We start from the raw sequence: 23,025 nt of genomic DNA, 5'->3' as shown, positions 1-23,025 counted from the left end.
TCCTTAAATAAAACCATGCCAGTTGGGAGGAATCATATAAATGGATATCACGTTTTTTTTAAATCGAAATCTCGAAATTCCACTTTATCAACAGCTCTATCAGCTCTTCAAAAAAAATATGCATGAGGGCCGTATTCAAAAAGGAATGAAACTCCCTTCAAAAAGGTTGCTCGCCATTCAGCTTTCAATTAGCCAAACGACTGTAGAACGGGCTTACGAACAGCTTGCTGCTGAAGGCTACATTGTGAGCAAGCCGAGAAGTGGCTGGTTTGCTGATTATAATGATTCTGATTTTGACCTTGTTAAAATGCCAAGCACCTCATCCATAAAGCCAAAAAGACAAGAGAATGAACAATCGATTGATTTTCATTATGGCAATGTGGATTCTGCCCACTTTCCTTTTTCCGCTTGGCGAAAAAGCATGGTCAGTAGTTTAGATCAATATGGTCAACAGCTTTATCGGCCAGGGAATATTTTAGGAGAACTTGAGCTGAGAACACTCATTGCAGAATACTTGTATCAATCGCGCGGCGTTAATTGTCAACCTGAACAGGTCATCTTAGGGGCTGGGAACCCTATTCTGATACAGATCTTGTGCCAAGTCTTTGGCCCGAATATTTCCATAGGGTATGAAGATCCGGGTTTTCCGAGAACGAGAAAGATTTTTGAAGTCAATCATATGAAGATCCTTCCTATACCAGTCGATGATGAAGGAATCTGTATCCAAGAAATCCGAAAAGAGCAGCCAAGCCTTGTGTATGTAACGCCATCTCATCAATTTCCACTCGGAACAATTATGACGATTAACAGAAGAATGCAACTGCTTAAATGGGCGGCAGAAAATCAATCATTTGTCATTGAGGACGATTATGACGGTGAATTTAGATACAGCGGACAGCCGATCCCCTCCTTGCAAGGTCTTGACCAGCATGACCGCGTCATTTATATGGGCACTTTCTCTAAATCTCTTCTCCCTTCAATGCGTATCAGCTATATGATTCTTCCTTTACCTCTTTTAGAAAAAGGCAGTGAAATCACTTCCTTGTATAAGCAAACAGTATCCTGTCACAATCAACTGACGCTTTCTGAATTTATAAAAAAGGGCGAATGGCAAAAACACATCAACCGAATGAGAAAGCTGTACCAAAAAAAAAGAGCCATTTTATTAGAGACCTTACAAAGCGAATTAGGAAGACAAGTGAAGATTCGGGGAGGAAACTCGGGGCTGCATATCTTGCTTGATGTTTACTCACCATTTAGTGAAAAAGAACTCATTGAGAAGGCAAAAGAGCATGGCGTGAAAATTTATCCTGCCTCCCTTTTTTATAAAAGACAACCTCCGACAACCACAGTCTTAATTGGATTCGCAGGTGTTTCTGAAGACAACATACAAGAGGGCATAAAAAAACTGAAAGCTGCTTGGATTATATAAGTCAGCTTTCGGTTTTGATTACAATATCTACTTTTCTTTTAGAAAAGACGGTTTAACGATCAAACAAAATTACTGCAAATTAAAAGAACAAAGTGATACTCTCTTTTTTTTTGTCAATTATAAAATTAGGTATAAAGACCAAGGAAGATTCGATAAGTGATGGTACTATTTTACCGTTAAATAATTTTATTGATATATCATCTATAAGTAATGGGTATTTTAGGGTGATTATAATGATAATATTCTGTTAAAATTTCGTTTTAGATTGTAAATTTGTTTTAAAATTGGATTTTTTTGTTGTAATATAGGATATACACGGATCTTTAGAGGAAAAAAGTAGGGTGGATTTGTGTATAAGTAATTAAATTTTTCTGGATTCAATTTTTCGAAAAGTATGTCAACTCTATGGGTATGTTAGCAAAATGTTATATCAGTATAGAGCATATGGGGGGATTAACTATAATGGGGAAAAAGAAAATCGTAAAAATTGCAACAGCTACCATAATGGCTGCGACAACGATCGTAGCAGTAGCACCTGCACCATCAGATGCTGCCACTAGCCTGAATAGTAAAATCAAAACGGCAAAGGCCACAATCAAAAAACCATTCGACACCTATTTCTACTCTTCTAAACTCGCTTCCGTGTCCACTGTTGAGAGACAAATCAAGTCAGCAAAACAAGCAAAAAAAGACATCAACTCTACCATTAAAAAATCAATGTTAAGCAAAAAAGAGAAAGATGCCAAATACAAAGAAATCGAAGCTTATGATAAGTACATCACTCGTTCAGAAGGATATGTAAAAGGGTATAAAGCGGCTGAAAAAGCAAAAGCTGCCAATGATAAATCGATTAACGCCCTTACGAATTCAATCATTGCCAAGAAATCAAATGATATCAGGGATCAATACAATGCATTGGATAAAGCTGTGAAAAAGGCAGACAAAGCCATTAAAGATACGGTTTATGGTGCGAAAATCGAAAAGCTTTTATACGATAAATTCACTAAATCGACCAAAACAGCTTTGAACGGTGACCTGAAAGTTCCGTACTACTATGAAAAAGTTGCTTACTGGGTGAAGAAAGGTGATTTAAAAACCGCAGACAAGCGGATGAATACCGTTTCTTCGCAGTTGAAAAAGGTCAGCAAAACATCCAAACTCGGAAAAGCCATACATGCTTATGTGAAAGAAGTGAAAGGTAAGTATGATGATGCGGTATATGTAGAAAAGAAAAAAGAAGTGGCAAAACGGGTAAATGTCTATGTAGCTCTTGCCAATGGGGAACTTAAAACGAAAGAACAGATAAACGCAGCTAAAAAGGCGAAAGCTGCCATCAATTTAAATGGAATCAAGGAGTCTGACCGAAAGGATTTCCAAGCGAAAATAGCATTGGCGGATCAAAAAGTTGCCGCTGCTGAAGAAGCTCTGAAGAATCCAGCGAAGGCAATCACGCTTTCCTTGATGCATACGAATGACACGCATGCCCACTTGGACAATGTGGCCAAAAGGGTGACAGCTGTTAAAGAAGTGCGTAAGAGTAAGCCTCAAGCCCTTTTGGTGGATGCTGGTGACGTATTCTCGGGAACACTCTATTTTAATGAATTCAAAGGGCAAGCGGATCTTCGCTTCATGAATTTAATGAAATACGACGTCATGACATTTGGGAATCATGAGTTTGATTTGGGATCAAGCGCTGAAGGGCATCAAGCTTTGGCAGACTTCATTAAAGGGGCAAAGTTCCCATTTGTCAGTTCGAATGTGGACTTCTCCAAAGATGATAAATTTAAGGGACTATTCTCTGACTTGATTTCAAGTAAGCCGAAGCAAGGGAAGATATACAATGGAATCGTAAAACAAGTGGATGGTCAAAAGGTAGGTTTCTTCGGGCTTACAACTGAAGAAACGAAAGATATCTCAAGTCCTGGAAGTATCAAATTTGAAAACTATATTAAAGAAGCCGAAAAAGCGGTCAAGGCGTTCAAAGGCATGGGTGTTAATAAGATAGTTGCCGTAACCCATATTGGTTACGATGATAATCCAGCTTATGACAATGACTTACTCTTAGCTGCCAAGGTCAAAGACATCGACGTGATTGTGGGCGGACATAGCCATACGCAGTTAGACACTCCCGTTGTTATTGACAAAGACGAGAAAGGGAAAACGAAAGATCCGACTGTCATCGTTCAAGGGTATCAGTATAACGATTTTTTAGGAACGATCGATGTGAAGTTCGATAAGGAAGGCAAGATTGTCGGACAAGCTGGTCAGCTGATTAAGCTTTCTGAAAAACAGGATGATGCTGAAGCGGCAAAAATTTTCGAAACATACTCCTCGAAGATTGAGGAGCTGAAGGAAACGAAGACTGGGGCAACAGCTGTGAAGGACTTGGAAGCCCCGCGTGATTCAGGTGTTGAAACGAAACCGAGTGTCCGTAAAAATGAAACGGAACTGGGGAATTTAATTACGGATGGAATGCTTAGTAAAGCAAAAGAATTTAATAAGGATGCGGTCATTGCTTTCCAAAATGGCGGTGGCATCCGCGCTGGCATTGATCAAGGTGATATCACTTTAGGGGGAATCCTGACCGTTTTACCATTTGGGAATACGCTGGCGACGATGAGGCTGACGGGTGCGGAAATCAATGAAGCACTAGAGCATAGTGTAAGCCTTGCTCCTAAGGAAAATGGCGGCTTCCTGCATGTTTCAGGGATGAAATTCAGCTACGATAGTTCGAAGGAACCAGGCAATCGTGTGACAAAGGTTGAAGTCCAAGGAGAAGATGGAACATATTCAAAATTGGATGCAACGAAGGAATATGTCGTGGCGACCAATGCATTCACAGCTAAGGGAGGGGATGGATTCACCGTTTTCAAGAAGGCTTATGAAGAAGGACGGGTGACGGATCTTGGGCTCTCCGATTGGGAAAATCTTCGGGATTATGTAAGTGGGCTGAAAACGGTCGATCCAAGCATTGAAGGACGCATCAAAGATGTGGCCGGAAACTCTACTGACCCGACTTCAGTATTGGCTAAAGACTTTGGCGGAACGGCTGATGCGCTAAAAAACCATGAAGGAAATATCGTTGTGGATATCACGGATATCGCTTCATTAGGAAATGCAGTGGTTAAAGGGAATCTTTCTTTAACAGGAACTCCTCCAGGTAGCTTTACTTTTTCAAATGTTACAGTCGAAGGCAATTTGGATTTATCGGGACTTAACGGTAAAACCGTGAGTATGAACGATGTCACGATGAAAGGCGAAACCATTTTTTAAGCGGTATTCAACTGAATGCTGCAGCTACGTAAAAAGTTGGAGGGGTTGAGATCTTGAAGAAGAATGGGATAAGCAAGCTTTTCTTTGCCATATTGATCGTGCTATCAACGGTTTTGCCATATGCAGCCGCTGCAAAAGCGGAAGGAACAATAACGGTAACGGAAGCGATTAATAATAATAGCGGAACGGCAACGGTGAAGGGATACATCGTCGGTACAGCTAAAAGCGGTACAAGCTATCAACAAACATCGCCTTTTACTGAAGGTACGAATATAGGTATTGCGGATAGTCCGGATGAAAAGGATGTAAAGAAAATCATGCCTGTTCAGCTTCCAGCCGGAAATATCCGAACGGCTTTGAATCTAGTCGAACATCCGGATTTACTCAAAGCACAAGTGACGATTACGGGGAAGCTGGAAAAATATTTTTCAGTACCAGGTCTGAAATCAGCAACGGATTACACAATCATCACTGATGGAGGAACACCTCCTGAACAGCCTGATGTGAAGGTTCTGGAATCTATCGCCGAGGCCCGCACGAATACCGAAGATGTTGTGCAGGTTGATGGGGTCGTCACCACAGGGCTTGGATATTGGGGAGGGAAAGGCTTTTATATCCAAGATGAAACGGCTGGGCTATATGTATATGGTTCTTCATGGCCTGCGGATGTAAAGCAAGGGGATAAGGTTCGTTTAATCGGACAAGTATCCGCTTATAATAAGGAATTACAAATTCAACCAACTTCCCTTAAAGTCGTTTCATCTGGGAATGAACTTCCTGAAATCCAAAAAATTGATGCGGCTGGCGTCAATGGGGAAACACAAGGTGAACTGGTCACCATTGAAAAAGCGACCATTACAGAATTGGCGGCATCGGGAACATATGGAACATTCGAATTCAAGGCGGCAGATACTAAAGGGAACTCTGTTATCGTTCGCCATGATAACCGGAACGGTTCGAATTATGAAGATTTCCTGAAGAGCTTTAAAGAAGGGGATGTCATTTCCGTAACCGGAATATCATCGCAATTCAATGACACGTATCAACTGAAGCCACGTGGTCTTGAAGATTATGAACTGGTGAACAAGCCAGCAGTTTATACGGATATTTTCCCTGGTACGGTAAGTGAAAATACAAAAGTATCACTTGAATCGGGTTGGGAAAAAGCGAAGATCCATTATACGCTGGATGGATCCGCACCAACGTCTTCAAGTGCTGTGTACACAGAACCTATCATTTTAACGAAAGATACTGTCATAAAGGCAATCGCTGTCAACGACAAGACATCGGAAGTGTTCACATTTGCCTATACCGTTACCAAAACCAATGAATTGAAGATTCGTGACATCCAGGGAATGAATCATTTTTCATCATATGAGAATCAACTAGTATCAGGTGTGGAAGGTGTCGTCACTTATGTAAAAGATGCGAATAACTTTTACATGCAAGATCCAAATCCAGATAAGGACTTAACGACTTCTGAGGGAATACTTGTGTATAACAAAGCGCATGGCCTAAAAGCGGGAGATCATGTCAAAGTGGCAGGTAAAGTCGTTGAGTGGTATATCGAAGGATACGCTGAAATGAAAACGACGGATCTGCCAACAACTGAATTGACTAATACGACTATTGAAAAGCTTGGCACTGCAGCGATACCAGAACCGATCGTCATTGGAAAAGATGTCATTCCGCCGTCTGAGAACATTGATGATGATAGATTGACAGACTTCAATCCGACTGAAGACGGCATTGATTTCTACGAGAGTTTGGAAGGAATGCTCGTGCAAGTATATAACCCGAAAGTGGTCGCTCCTCAAGACTATGGTGAATTGGTCGTGATCCCAGGGAATATGGAAACGAACACTGCAGTAAGAGGTGTCAAAATAACGGAAACGGATTTCAATCCTGAAAGAATTACCCTGGATATAAATGATAAATCATTTGTGGCAAAAACTGGGGATTCTTTTGGAGGCTCGGTTACGGGTGTCATCAGTTATGGATATAGCAACTATAGGGTATTGACGGATAAAAATAAGCTGCCGGCGCTAAAGGATGGCGGGACGGTACGGGAAGTGACTTCCCTAGAGAAGGATTCCGATAAACTATCGATCGCTTCCTATAATATCGAGAATTTCTCCACTCAAACCGCTAACTCGAAAGTTGAAACGATCGCAACATCCATCATTACTAATCTTAAACAACCCGATATCATCGGCGTAACGGAAATGCAAGATAATGATGGTGCAACAGATAGCGGGAAAACGGATTCTGCTCAAAGTGCCAAGAAATTGACCGACAAAATAAAAGAGTTGGGCGGACCGCAATATCAATTCATCGATATCGCTCCAGAAGATAACCGTGATGGCGGGGCACCTGGCGGGAATATCCGTGTAGGCTTTTTATACAATGTGGACCGTGTCAAATTAACGGAGGGAACGAAAGGAACGGCGACACAATCCGTGGCCTTCAAAGATGGAAAACTTACATTGAACCCTGGACGAATCGAGCCTACCGACCCTGCCTTCACTTCAAGCAGGAAGCCTTTGGCCGCTCAATTCGAATTTAAAGGGAAAAGTGTAGTGGTGGTGGCCAATCATTTTAATTCGAAGGGCGGCGATCAGCCACTATTCGGGAGAAACCAACCTCCTTTCCTTTCAAGTGAGACGCAAAGGCTTCAAATTGCCTCCATCGTCAATCGGTTTGTCAGTGATATCAAGTCACAGGATGCCAAGGCGAATATCGTCTTGCTTGGAGATTTTAATGATTATGAATTTTCGGCTCCGCTTAAAACATTAAAGGGTAAAGATTTAACTAATATGATCGAGAAAGTCCCTTTTGAAAAACGTTATTCATACACATATCAAGGCAATTCACAAGTACTGGACCATATCCTGGTATCGAATAATATGGCGGCAGCCACGAAAGTCGATATTGTCCATATTAACTCATCCTTCATGGAAGTGCATGGACGGGCAAGCGATCACGACCCTGTATTGATTCAAACCGCTTTAACTGAATCAGGGGGAGTTGAACCCGCTGCTCCGGAAAAAACGTATCATTTAACAAACGTTAAAACAAAAAGGCTTACGATTGCTTCACCTAGTGTTTTGATCGATCTTGACGAAACATCCAACATCGAAGAAGGTATCTGGTTAAAAGGTTCCTATGCTGTACTCAAAGGCCTTGGGCTGAAGAATGCAACTGTGGCGATAAAACCGGATAAGGAAGGCGCAATCATTGATTTTGGAGGCATGGCGGTGAAGGAAGTCATCATAGATAACGCCAATGTAAAAGAAATCAGGGGCGCTGAAAATGTTCAGAAATGGTCGGTAGCAGAAGGTGTTGACACGTCGAATATCAAGTTTGTCGATTCGAAAGGGGAAGCAATTGCTTCTCCTTTCGACCCTAAAGAAAATCATGCGCCCGTTGTAACGAAAAAACTGGAAAATCTTGAAGTGAAAACCGGTTCCAAGGTCACTATCGATTTGAGTGAGCACTTCTCAGATCCGGATAAAGATAAACTGACCTTTTCATCTACGATCGGTACAGTTGCCGGCCCGACATTAACCCTTCCTACGAATGAAGCTGGAACATACCTTGTTGCAGTCAAGGCTGAGGACAATCAGTCGGAAGTGGTTGCCCGTTTCACGCTGACTGTATCGAATGATAAGCCGCTTGAATCATATTACGAAACTGCGGCGGGTAAAACAGGAACGGAATTGAAGTCGGTTCTGCACTCAATAATCAAGGGTAATACGATGTTATCTTATGACCAAGTGTGGAATGCCCTTAAAGAAACGGATGAAGATCCGGATAACAAACAGAACGTCATCTTGCTTTACTCTGGAAAATCCATTTCGAAGAACAACAATGGAGGCAATGCCGGACAATGGAACCGTGAACATGTTTGGGCCAAGTCCCACGGTGATTTTGGAACAAGCAAAGGCCCTGGAACCGACCTTCATCATCTCCGTCCAGCTGATGTGACAGTGAATGGTAAACGGGGCCATCTTGATTTTGACGAGGGAGGCCAAACATATAGCGGCTGTGAATGTAAGTTTGATTCAGATTCATGGGAGCCGCCAGATCAGGTTAAAGGCGATATAGCCCGGATGCTATTTTACATGGCCGTCCGTTATGAAGGAAACGGTGAGTTGGATCTGGAATTATCCGATACAGTCAATACGTATCCAAAGCCGCTTCACGGAAAGCTATCGACACTTCTGAAATGGAATGCTCTCGATCCAGTCGACGATTTCGAGAGCCACCGAAATGATGTGATTTATGACTGGCAGAATAACCGCAATCCATTCATCGATCATCCTGAATGGGCGTCCGAAATTTGGGGAGCTGCTGAATCCATGGATGTGAAAAAAGCAAGTTAGATCGGTTTTAATAGTTGATAGAACCGAAATTCCGGAATGTTGAAAACACATTTTCAAAAAAAACTGGGAAGTTGACGAGGTGATAAAACACTTATGTTTAGGCATAGGGGAATAATAAATTATCTGATGTGTATTGATAATAAAGTTGTTTAATTCTATTCTTAGAAATACAATAACCATCTATCCATTACGCTGATAGATGGTTATTAAAGATGTTTAATTTTCGGAGATCGAATCTCTCAAAAATGCGCCCTTATTTACATCTTTCACACAATACACTATCCGCAGTTCTTGCGATTGCATTATCTAATCGTGATACTAACATATCTTTTTCAGAAGGCATTGTTAAAATAGCAGTAAAACATTCACCTACTTCGATTTTTCTCCCACAATTAGTACAAGTTAATTCCTTGGATAGAAATGCATCTTTCAATTTATCCAACAACTTTATCCACTCCTATTCTGCCATTTCTTAACTAAACGAATATTGAAATATTTTTATATTCATTATACTGAAAAACAGAAAAAAATGGTATGAAATGGAGATTTCATACCATCTTTTTAAACAACTTTTTTATTTTGTACGCAACCACGTGTGATAAAAATACCAAAATTCTCCATATAAACTCCAGATTAGTCCGGTACATTAGAGATATTAAGGAGGTGATAAAAATGAATTTTATCAAATGTGCATTTTTAAGTGTACGAGTAAGAAACGGGAAATCCCCAATTGGCTTGAGAGAAAAGGGATGTGAATTCTGTAGTACTCCTGAATCTTTAATAGGGAATTGAATGAAACCAAAAGTTTGTATCACAAATGCCAACTCAGAACACATCGTAACGCCAATTAGCAATATTTACGATGTACCATGCGCGGTCACGAAGATGTCCTCGTACAATATGAGATTCTAGAAAACGGAATTTAAGAAATTGGTGGTTTACTATATTCATTTCAAGTAACAATTATTGGGCACATCAATTTTAAATTTGTTGAAAAAAGTCAAATTTTTCAGAATTTGATCTATTATCCTCTTGTAACCCCGTTATTGTAATGATAATATCTGCAGGGTAAACCAATAAAAGGTATAAAAAGAAATTATTTACACGTTGCGTGAGGTGGAAAATGTTCCGTGTCAGTATCCAAAAGGTTTATATCATAGTTTAAAAAGGAGGAAGAAAACAATGAAAATAAAACGTAAAATCATAACGGCAACCGCTCTTGCAGCAACGTTAGCTACAGGTGCATTACCATCTACATCAGTGCTTGCAGCAGAAAAAGAAGCTTCTATTCAAGTGGAATCACCGATTAATATTCAACCGATGGCACAGAATAATTTAGAGACAGCTATTCATGCGGCGTTATATGGTCCTGAAGTTAAAAAAATAAAAGTATTTGAACATGAATTTAATGTAAAAGAAATAGATGTGGTAGATCGAGGTATAGCGGGGAAAGATGTTTATGGGCAAATTTCTCATCATTTAAGTCTTCGCCCAGATGATCAACTCTATTATAAATTTACAAAGAAAGATGGAGAGGTAACAGGATTTGAATTTCATATTGATAGGGGTGGCTGGACACCGGTTATGGCTCCGCTTTTATCGATTGTTGCTGCGTATAATGGGATTCCCGTTAATCCAAGTGATTTAAACAAACTCGGTCAAGAGCTTGGAGCACTTGTTGATGGAAGATGGGAATATGCAGCACAATCTATCGCCACTGCAGTTAGTTTAAGTTTTGATGAGAAGTAAGTGTGCGTAAATAATATACTCTATATTAGGAGTTTAAGTGATGCAAAAAAGGTTTTTCTTTTATGGAAAATCACGAAAATAATATCTCTCAATCTTTAACACATCTCCTCATTCTTCGGATTTTTTAGCAACTTTACAATTCGATTGAACAGATTGGTTTGATTACGGAGAGAAAAAAACTTCCCGCATGCTTGTCAATTTCTTTATGAACCAGATGGTTCTGTTGAAAAAGCATCTTAGCAGGTAAAAAAATGAGTTAATTACAATTAGTGGCCATGCAATTATCGGTAATGTATGTAAATCATATTACGTCAAAAACAGAGGTCCTGTTTAAGACTTCTGTTTTTTTGCATAAAGCATGAATGGTTTCTTTTTAAGGAACGAGCAGCATAACAAAGACTTTGAAATCTAGTTGAAAAAATAAGATTTATTATTTATCTATGATTCTGTTGTATGGGATCTGTACGGGTTTATTTTTTCCTTTTATCCATTTGGTAGATTAAATTCCAAATTCATGAACCCAGCGCATGTGGTTGTTGGGTAAACCGAAACACCAGTTTCTTTAAAAGTTTAGAGACGTCAAGATAGCTTAAAGGAAAACAAATCAAAACAATATCTTGTTTGAATGTTTTCCTTTAAATTTATAAACCTTTTTGAACAAGTCGATCTTTTTAAGCGGCAAAGGCCATTATATTTTGGGATAGAAGGTTTGTATATGGTACAGCAACTTATTTTACGGTACCAATCTGTTTAAGAACAGGAGAGATATAATGAAGAAAATAAAAATGAAAAAAATCATAGAAGGTGGAATCCTTATTTGTTTTACACTGGCAAGTTTATGTATGACTTCTACAGTATTTGCTGAGAGCCATCCAGGATATTCCTATGAATCCGATATAGGCTATCAAAATCCAACGTGGATGTCGAAATTAGAAGATACAAAAAGAATAAGCGAAGTATCGATTCCAGGGACACATGGTTCAATGGCTTTACATGGAGCAAGTCTAATTGATGAAAATTTGACAAGAAATCAAACAATGGCCCTATCTCAGCAATTGAATGCGGGAATTCGTTATGTAGACATGCGTGTTAGACGTGTGAAGGATTCTTTTGTGATGCACCATGGAATCGTCAATCAAAAAGCAAAGTTTGATGATGTATTAAAAGAGACCATTCAATTTTTGAGAGATAATCCTGATGAAACCATCTTAATGCGCTTAAAAGAGGAACATGATGCTGAAAGCGGCTCACTATCATTCGAAGAAATATTTAAACGTTATAAAGATAGTAATGCTGCCTATTTTTGGGACCCGAATTCTGTAACACTATCAGAAAGAAATAACCCAAAATTAGGAGATATCCGAGGGAAAATTGTAATATTGCAGAACTTTACAGCATCTAAACAGTACGGTATTAATTACGAATATTTGAATACACAAGATAAGTTTGAAGTTGGCAGTGGACCAGACGGAATGTATGAAAAATGGAAAGCGGTGAAAACCCATCTGCAAGATGCAAATACTAACTATAAAAATGGTGTCATCTATCTCAACCATTTTAGTGGTACTGGTGGTGTGACAGCATTAATTAATAATTGTTACCCATGGTTTGTTGCAAGCGGAAAAGATAGTAGGGAAACTGATAGTAATTCAAAGCTGATTCAAAAAAATGCAACAAATGAATGGGAGGATTTCCCTCGTGGCATGAATGGACAAATATTTTATGGAGGAATGAATACCCTTGGGACTGAGATACTACAAGATGGCGGCATTAAGCATTCCGGTATCATTGCAGCTGATTTTCCTGGACCAGGTTTAATAGATAGTATTATTAGATTAAATGGTATAAATTCGAGTGAAAAAGAAATATTGATTTCCCAAATTCTTTCTGAATCCAAGCCATTATCTGGACAAAAAAATCGATCGAGTCAAAATTTTAAGATTAATGATTTACCCAAAGGAACAAAGGGCTTAAAATGGATTATCGAACCTACAGAAAAAGATAATCCTTCTAATATTTCCTTCAATGTTATGGTCGATGTTTCCCTAGGAACAGATTCTGTTCGTTGGGAAAAAATTTCGAATGAATCTAGGACTGAAGCATATACAAATACTAAATATTATATTGCAAACCCAAGTGGCGCAACTAACAATTTCACAGTGAAAATATACGCTATTACAAATTAAGGGTTTATTGCAAGAGTTATTACGAGGAACTGACATGTAAGTCGAAGATGACATTGAAAAAGAAACAAAACAAAGAAAAATCAGTATGGTTTTAAAATTGAAATGATCGGCTGCGAAACTTTCAAATGTAAAGTATCTTAATATTAAACTAAGATGTAAAAACTTTATAGTTGGAACGCCGTATGCAATGAAATCTGCACGTAATGGTTTGAAGAGGGGGAAGGGCGAGGTAGAGTCGAGCCCTTACCTCTCTTGTATCTATAAAAGAAAAAAAGTCGATCCCTTAACGTGGAGGAGATCGACTTTTTAGGTTGGGATTCTCTGAGCGTATAAAATTTCTGAAAGGGGAGGTATTTCATTGCCGCTACTCCTTGAGCGACGAATGAAAAAGTAGTTGTTCTTCCTAATGAAGGATCGCAATCCTAGCCTTCCCCGAAATATAATTTTTTTTATCGTTTGGAAAGAAACATCAAAAATCTCCAGACAAACTCCTCTATATCTCCATATAAACTCCAGATTGTTTCTATATATTAAAGGTATCAAGCAGGGAGGGTATCAAGATGAATTTTATCAAACGCGCATTTTTAAGTGTTCAAGCAAGAAAGGGAAAATCCCTTATCTTATTTGCGGTATTTTTAGTTGTGACGAATCTAGTGTTGGCAGGATTCGCGATGCAAAATGTCACGGAAACAGCGAGTGATCTCGCTAGAAAAAAATTGGGAGTTGACGTAACGCTAGGATTCGATCCAGAAAAGTTTCAAAAAAAGATGGAAAAACAGATGGAAGAAAATCCAAATGAAAGAATAAAGATTCCGGAAATTTCTACAGAGGAAGCAGATAAGTTAGCTAAATCAACCTATGTAAAAAATTTCAACTATGTAAAAGGTGTGTATGGTTTAGCTGAGGGCTTTACTCCCATTGAGGTTGATGAAAATGCAGGCTCGGTTGCCATGGTTGGAGGCCAAGATGATAGGGAAATGCCCAATATATCATTGGTCGGCGCAAGAACCACTGATTTATTGCAAGGATTTACAGAAGGAACGGAGGAGATCATTAAAGGGCGTGGCATAACAGCAGAAGACAAAGGTAAGAAAGTAGCACTGGTCGAAAAACAGTTAGCTGAAGAAAACAAGCTAAAAGTTGGTGATAAGGTAAAAATCAAAAAAGACGATGGGAAATCGACAATAAAGGTAGAAATAATCGGGATTTATGAAGCATCCGAGACAGTTGGTCCAAAACCACCAATAGCATTCTTGGATCCATCTAACAAAATATATGTTTCGCTCGAATCATTAAAAGAATTCTCGGACAATAAGGATATGAAGGGCACCCCCATTGATAAAGCCATTTATTACTTAAATGATCCAGAGCAAATCGATGCTTTTAAAGCAGCGGGAAAGAAAGCAGGCATTGATTTTGACCTATTTAAACTAGATGCTCATGATGAATTATATAAGAAAATGGTAGGCCCTATTGAGAACATGGCAGCCACTTCAAAATGGATCATCTACCTGGTTTCCATTACAGGGTCCATTATCTTAGGTCTTATCATTATGTTGACCATAAAAGAACGACGGAAGGAATTAGGGATTTTACTGTCGATTGGCGAGAAAAAGGGGAAATTAATAGGACAACTTTTAGTAGAAGTATTATGTATTGCTGTTTTAGCCTTTAGCCTTTCCATATTTACAGGTGGGACAGTGTCTCAAAAAATGGGAGACAGTTTATTACAGAAAGAAATCACGGCTTCTGAAGAGCAAGAAAATAATCCTGGACAACGATCAGGGTTCGTGGCTACAAGCGACGCGGTTATGGGGAGTTACCTAGATCAAGATGTGGATCCTATAGATAAAATTGATGTAAGTGTAACATCCCAAGATGTGATGAAATTAGGGGGATTAGGCCTATTAATCGCGATCTTATCAACCATTATTCCAGCATTATCGATTCTTCGATTGAAACCAAAAGAAATATTATTAAAAGATGAATAGGAGGAACACACATGGACACGATTTTACAGTTTAAAGATTTGAATTACCATTATCAAAGCAATAATAAAAAAATCACAATATTAGATAATGTAAACTTTGCGTTTCTATCCGGACACTTTTATACCATTTTAGGACCATCGGGATCAGGAAAAACAACGACCCTTAGTTTAGCAAGTGGGTTAGATATCCCAAGTAGTGGGAATGTCGTATACAAAGGAAAGGATTTACAGAAGATCGGTCTGGATTCCTATCGAAACCAACATGTCTCGATTATCTTTCAATCATATAATCTGATTACGTATATGACGGCCCTTCAAAATGTAGTCACTGCGATGGAGATTACACGAGTCGATGTGAAAGACAAAAAAGCAAGAGCACTTGAGTTATTAGAAAAGGTAGGGCTGACAGAAGTAGAAGCAAAAAGAAAGGTATTACAGCTTAGCGGTGGTCAACAGCAGCGGGTGGCGATTGCTCGTGCATTATCCTGTAATGTAGATTTATTAATTGCTGATGAACCTACTGGGAACCTTGATCAAGAAACTTCCAGGGAGATTATCGAGTTATTTAAAGAACTTGCCCATAAAGAAAATAAATGTGTCATTGTCGTCACTCATTCGCAAGAGGTGGCTAAACAATCGGATAAAGCGGTGTATCTCGAAAAAAGAAAGTTAGTAATCAAAGAGTTAAAAGGCAAATGAATAGAATGGTAACACTGTTAGATAGAAAAAATGACATATCACTATATTAATTTAGTAGAAGTAAATGTTTCAACACAAAAAGGACTGAGAAATTTGTGGGAAAAAGTGTGGATAAAAATAGCAGCCTCCATTGGGTTAATAACAATTGGCATTTTAATTGGTTCGATTACAAACTTGATGGATTTAGGGGATAATCCAGAATTGAATGAAAAAGATAATTATGAAGATTTATTCAAGGATAATCCAGAAGTGTTTTTCTCTCCCAATCAAGATGAAATGGGACCAAATCAGGGAGAAATGCCCCCTCCTTATCAAGGGGAATCTGAGGATGGGTCTACTGGGAGAGCAGCAAAGCCCTATTGAGGTTCAGAAGATAGGTGAAAATGAAGGAAGAGTCATACGAAAAATCAAGAAGGTAACATTAATGCTATCGCCAATGAATGAATATTAGTTATAAATAATACATGCTTGAAGATTCTATATTTTTGAATATAGAATCTTTTTGGCTATGTACTTCTGTTACTTAATCGTTTACTTTGTTTCTTTTCGAGTATGTGAACAATTTGGAAATTTAATCTAATTATACATAACATCACTCATGTTTAGTTATGAGTGTTTATGATTATGTAAATTCATTGAAATTAAATAAAAGTCTGAATCTCATTTCATCCTATAGAAATGAGATTCAGACTCTTTTGTTGTTGTTTACTTGATGGATAATGGTATGGTAACTAAAAATTCTACACCTTGTTCAGTATTATTCATAGAATACGTGATAAAAAGTGCTTCAAAAATTTGCTTTACAATAAATAACCCTAAGCCGCTCCCACCAGTATTTCGATTTCTTGATTTTTCGATCCGATAAAATGGTTTGAAAATATGCTGTATATCCTCCTCATTAATTTTTACACCTGTATTGATGACTCGAATTTGGATGTGGTGCAGCTTTGAATTCTGAGTTGCCTCTATATATACTTTCTCGCCATGAGGTGAATACATAATCGCATTATGAATAATGTTTTTGAAAGCTTTTTCTAACAGAAAACGATCTGTATAAACAGAAAGGTGAGAACCAATCTGTTTTATCATTTGAATGTCTTTTTGAGAAGCAAAAAACCCGAGATTTTTAGTGATTGTATCAATTAATTCTGCGAGATTTACTTCTTCTAATTGCAGTTTAAATGTATGTTGTTCCAATTTGGATATACCTATAATCTCACGAACCAGTTGTTCCATATCCTGAACGGTTTGAAAGTTTTTTTGTAAATAAGTGTCCCGGTCTTTATAGGGACCGATATTATACATCATTCCTTCTAAGTGTCCTTTCATAACAGTGAGAGGAGTCTTTAATTCATGTGCTACAATGGCAAAAAAATCCCTGCGTTTTTTTTCTACTTCCCGCTCCTTTTCCATATCGCTTTTTAGTTTTTGATTAGCATCCTGTAAATCAAGCATGGATTGTTGGAGATTGAGTGACAAATCATTTAAACTATTGGATAATTCACCCATTTCATCATTGGAACGAACCTCGATTTTTTCGGAAAAATCCAAGTTCGCCATTTTCTGTGCCCCTCTATTAATATAAATGAGTGGTCTTGTAATGAACCTCGAATATAAATAAGCACTTCCTATACCAATAATAACTACAATGATACTAATATAGGGAAGGAAAAGGGCCAAGACCTGTGTAGCTTCATTAATGGGCTGATAGGTTGCGGATACTACGAGCGTTAAGTTTGCATCCTGAAAACGAATGGGCATGGTAACATCAAATGAATTGGGAAGGTCATTTGTATTCCTTAAGGGCTCTGAAATATCAAATATGCCATTAGGAGTCGATTGTACAGTCCCTTGAATGAAAGATAAAAAAGAAGCATAAATAATTATTCCTTCATTATTATGAAGGTAGATCATTGCGTTGTTTTTTTGTGCATATTCATCAAAAAGCGGTAGTGCATTTTGGATGGGAAGATCCTTGGATTTATCAATCATTTCTACTATCCCTGTTTGAAGCTGATCTGTTTTGTACTTCTCATAAAATGTAGGGAGAAAAAAGTATAAAGTTAAATATATCAGGCCTGCAAAGGCTATCAAAATAAGGGATGTAATCAAAAAAAGTTTATAGGTAATTCGTTTCATCTTCAAGGTTTCTAAGATTCTATTCATCAATTTTATAACCAATTCCCTTTACTGTTTTAATGTAGGGTATTTCTAATTTTTTTCGTATGTTCTTAATATGTGTATCGATAATCCGTGTTTCTCCGTGGTACTCGTATCCCCAAACTTTTTCTACGATGCTTTCTCTTGTGAGTACTTTTTTTTCATGTTGAAGCAGTAGTTGCAGCATTTCGAATTCTTTTGTCGTTAATGGTATTTCAACCTTATTTACATATACTTTATATGCATTGCAATCGACATGCATTTCTTTAAAAACTAAATGATTAGCTGTACTTTCATCATAGCTTCTTCTCAGTACTGCTTCGACTCGTCTAATCAAAACATGAAAAGAAAAAGGTTTTGTTATATAATCATCGATTCCAAGATCAAAACCTTTCAATTGATCTTGTTCTTCTTCTAAAGCGGTTAGCATAATAATGGGCACATTTGACTGATTTCGAATCATTTTGGCAACTTCAAATCCGTTAAGGTTCGGCATCATCACATCCAAAAGAACTAAATCAAAGGATTGCTTATTATATTGTTTCATTCCCTCTAATCCATCTGATGCAACTTCAACCGTATACTGTTGTGTCATTAAAAATTGTTTAATTAATTCCTGAATCTCTTGATCATCCTCAACTACAAGAATATGATAGTTCCTCATTGTATCACCTCTCGCATCATTATAACCATGTTATCTGGAGTTCATGTGGAGAAGCATTCGATATCATACATAAAAATAATAAAGAGGCATAGGGAAGCAATATTATTTTTTACCGGTTACAGTTTCAATATTCTTCATAAAAGGGCCAAGCTGTTCAACTTTTTATTAAAAGGTGGTTTAATTATTTCAAAATACTGAAAAATCAAATATTACTTCCACTTAAAAAATTTAAAAATTTTGATAGGTATGCATAGTGATATATGTTAATATGAGATAATATAAAAATGAAAGGGTTTACATTCCAAAGGGAATAAAGATATCTTAATATAATAAGAGTTCATTTAATTCTATTCCTCATTTTTCGTAGGAAATTCTTTATTTATTGAAGAACTCGACACAGCCAACTATGAAATGAAAACAAAGGACCGATGAGTTTGTTGGAAAATTGCAAATGAATTAGTAGTTCGCCTTTACATATTAAGTCAAAGTATACTAACTATTCACTAAGAGGAGAGACGTTAATGGAAATTTTAAAAGGAACGGCCTTATTATTATTGGTACTTGGTTTATTTTCTTTATTCAGTTTTAAAGCCCCAAAAGGGATGAAAGCAATGGGTGCTCTTGCTAATGCAGCGGTTGCCGCTTTTCTAGTGGAAGCATTTCAGCGGTATGTCGGAGGGGATTTATTTAATATTAAATTCCTTGGAGAAGTAGGGGATGCGGCAGGCAGCATGGGAGGCGTTGCAGCGGCTTCACTTGTTGCATTAGCACTAGGGGTTTCCCCTGTATATGCTCTATTACTTGGTGTTTCATGTGCTGGTTTAGGTTTGCTGCCTGGATTTTTCGCAGGATACCTCGTTGCTTTCCTTGTGAAAGTGATCGAGAAAAAAGTCCCTGCTGGCTTGGATTTAATCGTTACCATCATCATTGCAGCACCGCTCGTTCGGTTTATTGGTGAGAGTTTAACGCCTTTGGTCAATGCAACGCTTTTGAATATCGGAGGAATCATTACGGAAACGGCAAACAGTAATCCAATCTTAATGGGAATCATTCTTGGAGGAGTCATCACAGTCGTCGCAACTGCACCATTAAGCTCGATGGCCTTGACAGCAATGCTTGGATTGACTGGACTTCCTATGGCAATCGGGGCCCTTGCCGTATTCGGATCATCTTTCATGAACTTTGTTTTGTTCGATCGCTTGAAATTTGGAGATAGAAGTACTACAATTGCGGTTGCGATAGAACCTTTGACACAAGCGGATGTCATATCTGCCAATCCGATTCCTGTATATTCAACCAATTTCATTGGCGGAGCGGCTGCAGGTGTGGTCGTGGCCATGTTTGGTTTAGTGAATAATGCGACAGGAACGGCAACACCAATTGCAGGGTTGGCAGTTATGTACGGTTTCAATGACCCTATAAAGGTGACCATCACAGCTGGAATATGTGCAGTTGTGGGAGCAACGGTTGGTTTCCTTGGCTCGATCGTGTTCAAGAATTATAAGATCAGGACCGTTTCACAAATAAGGGTGAATGAAGAGCAAAAAGCGGCATAATGAAAGGCCGTTTAAAAAATCTATTGCCAGAAAAGGGGCATTGAACAATGAAATACAGATCTGCATTTGATATAATCGGTCCCGTTATGATTGGACCTTCTAGTTCACATACAGCAGGAGCTGCCAGAATCGGCAGAGTAGCAAGAACATTATTTGGAAAACAACCGAAGAAAGCCATTATTTCTTTGTATGGTTCTTTTGCAAAAACCTACCGGGGACACGGCACGGATGTTGCTGTCGTAGGCGGGATATTGGATTTCGATACGGATGATGAACGAATCCCCACTTCTCTGACGATGGCGGAAGAAGCGGGTATGGAAGTTACCTTTACAATCGAGGATACTGTGATGGATCATCCTAATACAGTAAAAATCAGACTGTTCGACGAGGATAAAGAAATAGAGCTTGTTGGGATCTCCATTGGCGGGGGAACGATAGAAATAACGGAGTTGAATACGTTCAAGCTTAAATTGTCAGGTGAACACCCAGCCATTTTAGTTGTTCACAACGATGTGTTCGGAATAATATCTTCGGTTTCTACAGTATTGGCAAATCATGAAATTAACATTGGACATATGGAAGTTTCACGAAAAGAAAAAGGTCAAATGGCCCTCATGGTGATTGAAGTCGATCAGAAGATCAAGGGAGATATCATGAAAGAAATTGAGGGATTGGAAAACGTTTCGCAAGTCATAAGGATGGTTGAATGAGAATCCTTAAAAGAGTTGGTATAGATATGGAGGTAAAAACATGTTCCGAAATGTAGCAGAGTTGGTTGAACTTGCTGAAAGTAAAAATGTAAAAATCGCGGAAATCATGATTTTACAAGAAATGGAGTTCTCCAGCTTGTCGAGAGAACAGATCATTGAAAAGATGGACAGGAATTTGACAGTGATGGAACAAGCGGTGGAAAGAGGTCTGAAAGGAGTGCAATCCGTTACAGGCCTAACAGGCGGGGATGCTGTTCTTTTGCAAAATTATATCAAGACGGGCAAGGCACTGGGAGGCAATTTATTATTGGATGCCGTCAGTAAAGCGGTTGCGACGAACGAAGTGAATGCAGCAATGGGGATGATTTGTGCCACTCCGACTGCCGGTTCTGCGGGCGTGGTTCCCGGTACATTATTTGCCGTGAAAGAAAAACTAAACCCGACCCGGGCCGAGATGATTGATTTTCTTTTCACTTCTGCTGCCTTCGGATTCGTGGTAGCAAACAACGCTTCCATTTCTGGAGCAGCTGGTGGCTGCCAAGCAGAAGTGGGCTCGGCAAGTGGAATGGCGGCAGCTGCGATTGTAGAACTGGCCGGCGGTACACCAAGTCAAGCCGCGGAAGCCATGGCAATCACACTGAAAAATATGCTTGGATTGGTTTGTGATCCAGTGGCAGGTTTGGTTGAAGTTCCTTGTGTGAAACGTAACGCAATGGGGGCATCTAACGCGATAACGGCAGCTGATATGGCACTTGCAGGCATTACGAGCCGCATTCCATGTGACGAAGTTATCGACGCCATGTACAAAATAGGATTGACCATGCCAGTTGCACTACGTGAAACGGCAGAGGGGGGCCTAGCTGCCACTCCGACCGGACGTAAATTGGCAGAGGAAATATTCGGTTCATATAAATAAACATTCAGCCCCATTAACAAATTTGTTAATGGGGTTTTTAATTTTTGTTAAAAAATTTGAAGAATTTTGTAATTTAAAAAGGAAAATGAAGGAAGGGGGCGGGATATGGCGTTTACGTACACGGCGATAAGAACAGCTGTCAGGAAATCTGAACTATCAGTGAATATGGAGCTGTAGCAACTTTGTAAGTTATCATTTTCAGTGATAAGATGAGTACGAAATTTACTATGGAAAGGATTGATTCTTCATTAATTTTCTCGAATTAACGTACACGTCGGCAATGGAAAAAGCAATGTTTCAGGCTCATGGTATCGGCTATGCACTATATGCTCAAAAACTGGAGCAACGCATAATGGTTGAACAAGAACGGGAACAGGATTATCTGCAAAGCAGGCGTATATCAGAGGAGATGAGATCCAATCTTTTTTTGGGGAGTTAATATCGATTAACTTATCACAGATAACATAAAACGAAAAAATCATATACAAACGAAAGAGCAATCTGAAGGTTGCTCTTTTTTCATTTTTAACAGGGAACTTTTAATGTAAAGAAGGAAGCAAACATTTTAAATAGAATGTATTTTTAAAAGAGGAGGATGATCCTATTGGAGAGAAAAGCGCTAATTGTATCTGCATTGCCGGAATATGAAGAAGAAATTGGGCGGTGGCTATGGTGTTTGGAAGATGTTCGCCGAACGCTTATAACGGAATTAACTGGAATCAGCCAAACTTCACTCGATTCGAAAATGGATGAAAGGCACACGATTGGCTCGATGATATATCACATAGCATTGGTCGAGGCAGATTGGTTATACGAGGAGGTACTTGTTACGGAATGGGATTCGGAAATCCGTGCTTTGTTTCCAGTGGAATGCCGTGCTGATGATGGATCCCTAAGCCATATTGAAGGACAAACATTAGAAGAACATTTCTACCGCCTTAATAAAGTGCGTCAAGTTTTTCTATCAAACTTCCGTTCAATGAATCTAACGGATTGGCGTAAACCGAGGGTGCTTGACCAATATGACGTCACGCCTGAGTGGGTCGTTTACCATTTGATTGAACATGAATCACATCATAGGGGGCAAATTTTTCAATTGCTGAAGAAATTACGGAACGATACAAGAAATCGGCTATAAATCCCTGGTATCCAGCTAGCTATATCCGCAGCTGCCTTTATGGAAGTTTTGTTGTAATATGTTTAATTCTAAAGCAGAAAAAACGCATTACACCGTCCTCAAATGTGGACGGTGTAAAAATAAAGATGTTTAATTCTTTGTACAATTACTGAATAAGAACTCATAGA

Annotated in this window: 15 protein-coding genes; 12 read left to right on the top strand and 3 right to left on the bottom strand. The window is 38.7% G+C overall.

What is annotated here, in order from left to right; genetic code table 11:
• Positions 1 to 40 precede the first annotated feature (40 nt).
• The 3 genes from ACQKKK_RS21295 (at position 41) to ACQKKK_RS21285 (ending at position 9,090) form a co-directional block, all read left to right on the top strand.
• The gene (locus ACQKKK_RS21295; protein ID WP_427618879.1) at positions 41 to 1,432 is read left to right on the top strand and encodes a PLP-dependent aminotransferase family protein; all 1,392 of its coding nucleotides are present in this window, start codon (positions 41 to 43) and stop codon (positions 1,430 to 1,432) included.
• A gap of 462 nt (positions 1,433 to 1,894) precedes the next feature.
• On the top strand, positions 1,895 to 4,705 hold the full coding sequence (locus tag ACQKKK_RS21290) for a bifunctional metallophosphatase/5'-nucleotidase (protein WP_427618878.1): 2,811 nt from the start codon (positions 1,895 to 1,897) through the stop codon (positions 4,703 to 4,705).
• Positions 4,706 to 4,758: 53 nt separating this feature from the next.
• Positions 4,759 to 9,090, top strand: a complete 4,332-nt coding sequence (locus ACQKKK_RS21285) for an endonuclease (protein WP_427618876.1) — start codon at positions 4,759 to 4,761, stop codon at positions 9,088 to 9,090.
• A 253-nt stretch (positions 9,091 to 9,343) separates the two neighbouring features.
• Here the strand turns inward: ACQKKK_RS21285 and ACQKKK_RS21280 are convergent, their stop codons facing one another.
• Positions 9,344 to 9,535, bottom strand: coding sequence for a hypothetical protein (locus ACQKKK_RS21280; protein ID WP_427618875.1), 192 nt, complete (start codon positions 9,533 to 9,535; stop codon positions 9,344 to 9,346).
• Positions 9,536 to 10,272: 737 nt separating this feature from the next.
• Between ACQKKK_RS21280 and ACQKKK_RS21275 the strand changes: the two genes are divergently transcribed.
• From ACQKKK_RS21275 to ACQKKK_RS21255, 5 genes are all read left to right on the top strand, one after another.
• Entirely contained in the window at positions 10,273 to 10,839 is a 567-nt protein-coding gene (locus tag ACQKKK_RS21275) for a methyltransferase (protein ID WP_427618874.1), read from the top strand.
• Positions 10,840 to 11,609: 770 nt separating this feature from the next.
• Complete coding sequence (locus ACQKKK_RS21270) at positions 11,610 to 13,025, top strand: phosphatidylinositol-specific phospholipase C (protein WP_427618873.1); 1,416 nt, start codon at positions 11,610 to 11,612, stop codon at positions 13,023 to 13,025.
• A gap of 560 nt (positions 13,026 to 13,585) precedes the next feature.
• Positions 13,586 to 15,016 carry an ABC transporter permease gene (locus ACQKKK_RS21265; protein WP_427618871.1) on the top strand — a complete coding sequence of 477 codons (1,431 nt, stop codon included), beginning with the start codon at positions 13,586 to 13,588 and terminating at the stop codon, positions 15,014 to 15,016.
• 11 nt (positions 15,017 to 15,027) lie between these two features.
• Entirely contained in the window at positions 15,028 to 15,714 is a 687-nt protein-coding gene (locus ACQKKK_RS21260) for an ABC transporter ATP-binding protein (protein WP_427618870.1), read from the top strand.
• A 93-nt stretch (positions 15,715 to 15,807) separates the two neighbouring features.
• A complete protein-coding gene (locus tag ACQKKK_RS21255; protein ID WP_192206706.1) occupies positions 15,808 to 16,077 on the top strand; it encodes a hypothetical protein in 270 nt (89 codons plus the stop codon).
• Positions 16,078 to 16,419: 342 nt separating this feature from the next.
• On the opposite strand, the gene ACQKKK_RS21250 is transcribed toward ACQKKK_RS21255, so the two are convergent.
• Together ACQKKK_RS21250 and ACQKKK_RS21245 are read right to left on the bottom strand one after the other, a co-directional pair.
• Positions 16,420 to 17,859, bottom strand: a complete 1,440-nt coding sequence (locus ACQKKK_RS21250; protein WP_427618939.1) for a sensor histidine kinase — start codon at positions 17,857 to 17,859, stop codon at positions 16,420 to 16,422.
• Between the two features lie 13 nt (positions 17,860 to 17,872).
• Positions 17,873 to 18,538 (bottom strand): response regulator transcription factor, encoded by a 666-nt coding sequence (locus ACQKKK_RS21245; protein WP_427618868.1) that lies wholly within the window; start codon positions 18,536 to 18,538, stop codon positions 17,873 to 17,875.
• Positions 18,539 to 19,059: 521 nt separating this feature from the next.
• Between ACQKKK_RS21245 and ACQKKK_RS21240 the strand changes: the two genes are divergently transcribed.
• From ACQKKK_RS21240 to ACQKKK_RS21225, 4 genes are all read left to right on the top strand, one after another.
• Positions 19,060 to 20,094, top strand: coding sequence for a PTS sugar transporter subunit IIC (locus ACQKKK_RS21240; RefSeq protein ID WP_427618867.1), 1,035 nt, complete (start codon positions 19,060 to 19,062; stop codon positions 20,092 to 20,094).
• A gap of 47 nt (positions 20,095 to 20,141) precedes the next feature.
• Positions 20,142 to 20,804, top strand: a complete 663-nt coding sequence (sdaAB, locus tag ACQKKK_RS21235; protein ID WP_427618866.1) for an L-serine ammonia-lyase, iron-sulfur-dependent subunit beta — start codon at positions 20,142 to 20,144, stop codon at positions 20,802 to 20,804.
• 40 nt (positions 20,805 to 20,844) lie between these two features.
• Entirely contained in the window at positions 20,845 to 21,720 is an 876-nt protein-coding gene (gene sdaAA, locus ACQKKK_RS21230) for an L-serine ammonia-lyase, iron-sulfur-dependent, subunit alpha (protein ID WP_427618865.1), read from the top strand.
• 604 nt (positions 21,721 to 22,324) lie between these two features.
• Positions 22,325 to 22,858: a DinB family protein gene (locus tag ACQKKK_RS21225; protein ID WP_427618864.1), complete on the top strand. Its 534-nt coding sequence runs from the start codon at positions 22,325 to 22,327 to the stop codon at positions 22,856 to 22,858.
• Positions 22,859 to 23,025 lie beyond the last annotated feature (167 nt).

This window comes from Peribacillus sp. NPDC006672 (assembly GCF_050274955.1).
Lineage (GTDB): Bacteria > Bacillota > Bacilli > Bacillales > DSM-1321 > Peribacillus.
This window is presented reverse-complemented; position numbering and strand designations above follow the sequence as displayed.

Coding starts and splice junctions, on each gene's coding strand:
- ACQKKK_RS21260 (WP_427618870.1), top strand. CDS start 15,028: ATGGACACGATTTTACAGTTTAAAGATTTGAATTACCATTATCAAAGC.
- ACQKKK_RS21240 (WP_427618867.1), top strand. CDS start 19,060: ATGGAAATTTTAAAAGGAACGGCCTTATTATTATTGGTACTTGGTTTA.
- ACQKKK_RS21265 (WP_427618871.1), top strand. CDS start 13,586: ATGAATTTTATCAAACGCGCATTTTTAAGTGTTCAAGCAAGAAAGGGA.
- ACQKKK_RS21270 (WP_427618873.1), top strand. CDS start 11,610: ATGAAGAAAATAAAAATGAAAAAAATCATAGAAGGTGGAATCCTTATT.
- ACQKKK_RS21290 (WP_427618878.1), top strand. CDS start 1,895: ATGGGGAAAAAGAAAATCGTAAAAATTGCAACAGCTACCATAATGGCT.
- sdaAB (WP_427618866.1), top strand. CDS start 20,142: ATGAAATACAGATCTGCATTTGATATAATCGGTCCCGTTATGATTGGA.
- ACQKKK_RS21295 (WP_427618879.1), top strand. CDS start 41: ATGGATATCACGTTTTTTTTAAATCGAAATCTCGAAATTCCACTTTAT.
- sdaAA (WP_427618865.1), top strand. CDS start 20,845: ATGTTCCGAAATGTAGCAGAGTTGGTTGAACTTGCTGAAAGTAAAAAT.
- ACQKKK_RS21275 (WP_427618874.1), top strand. CDS start 10,273: ATGAAAATAAAACGTAAAATCATAACGGCAACCGCTCTTGCAGCAACG.
- ACQKKK_RS21245 (WP_427618868.1), bottom strand. CDS start 18,538: ATGAGGAACTATCATATTCTTGTAGTTGAGGATGATCAAGAGATTCAG.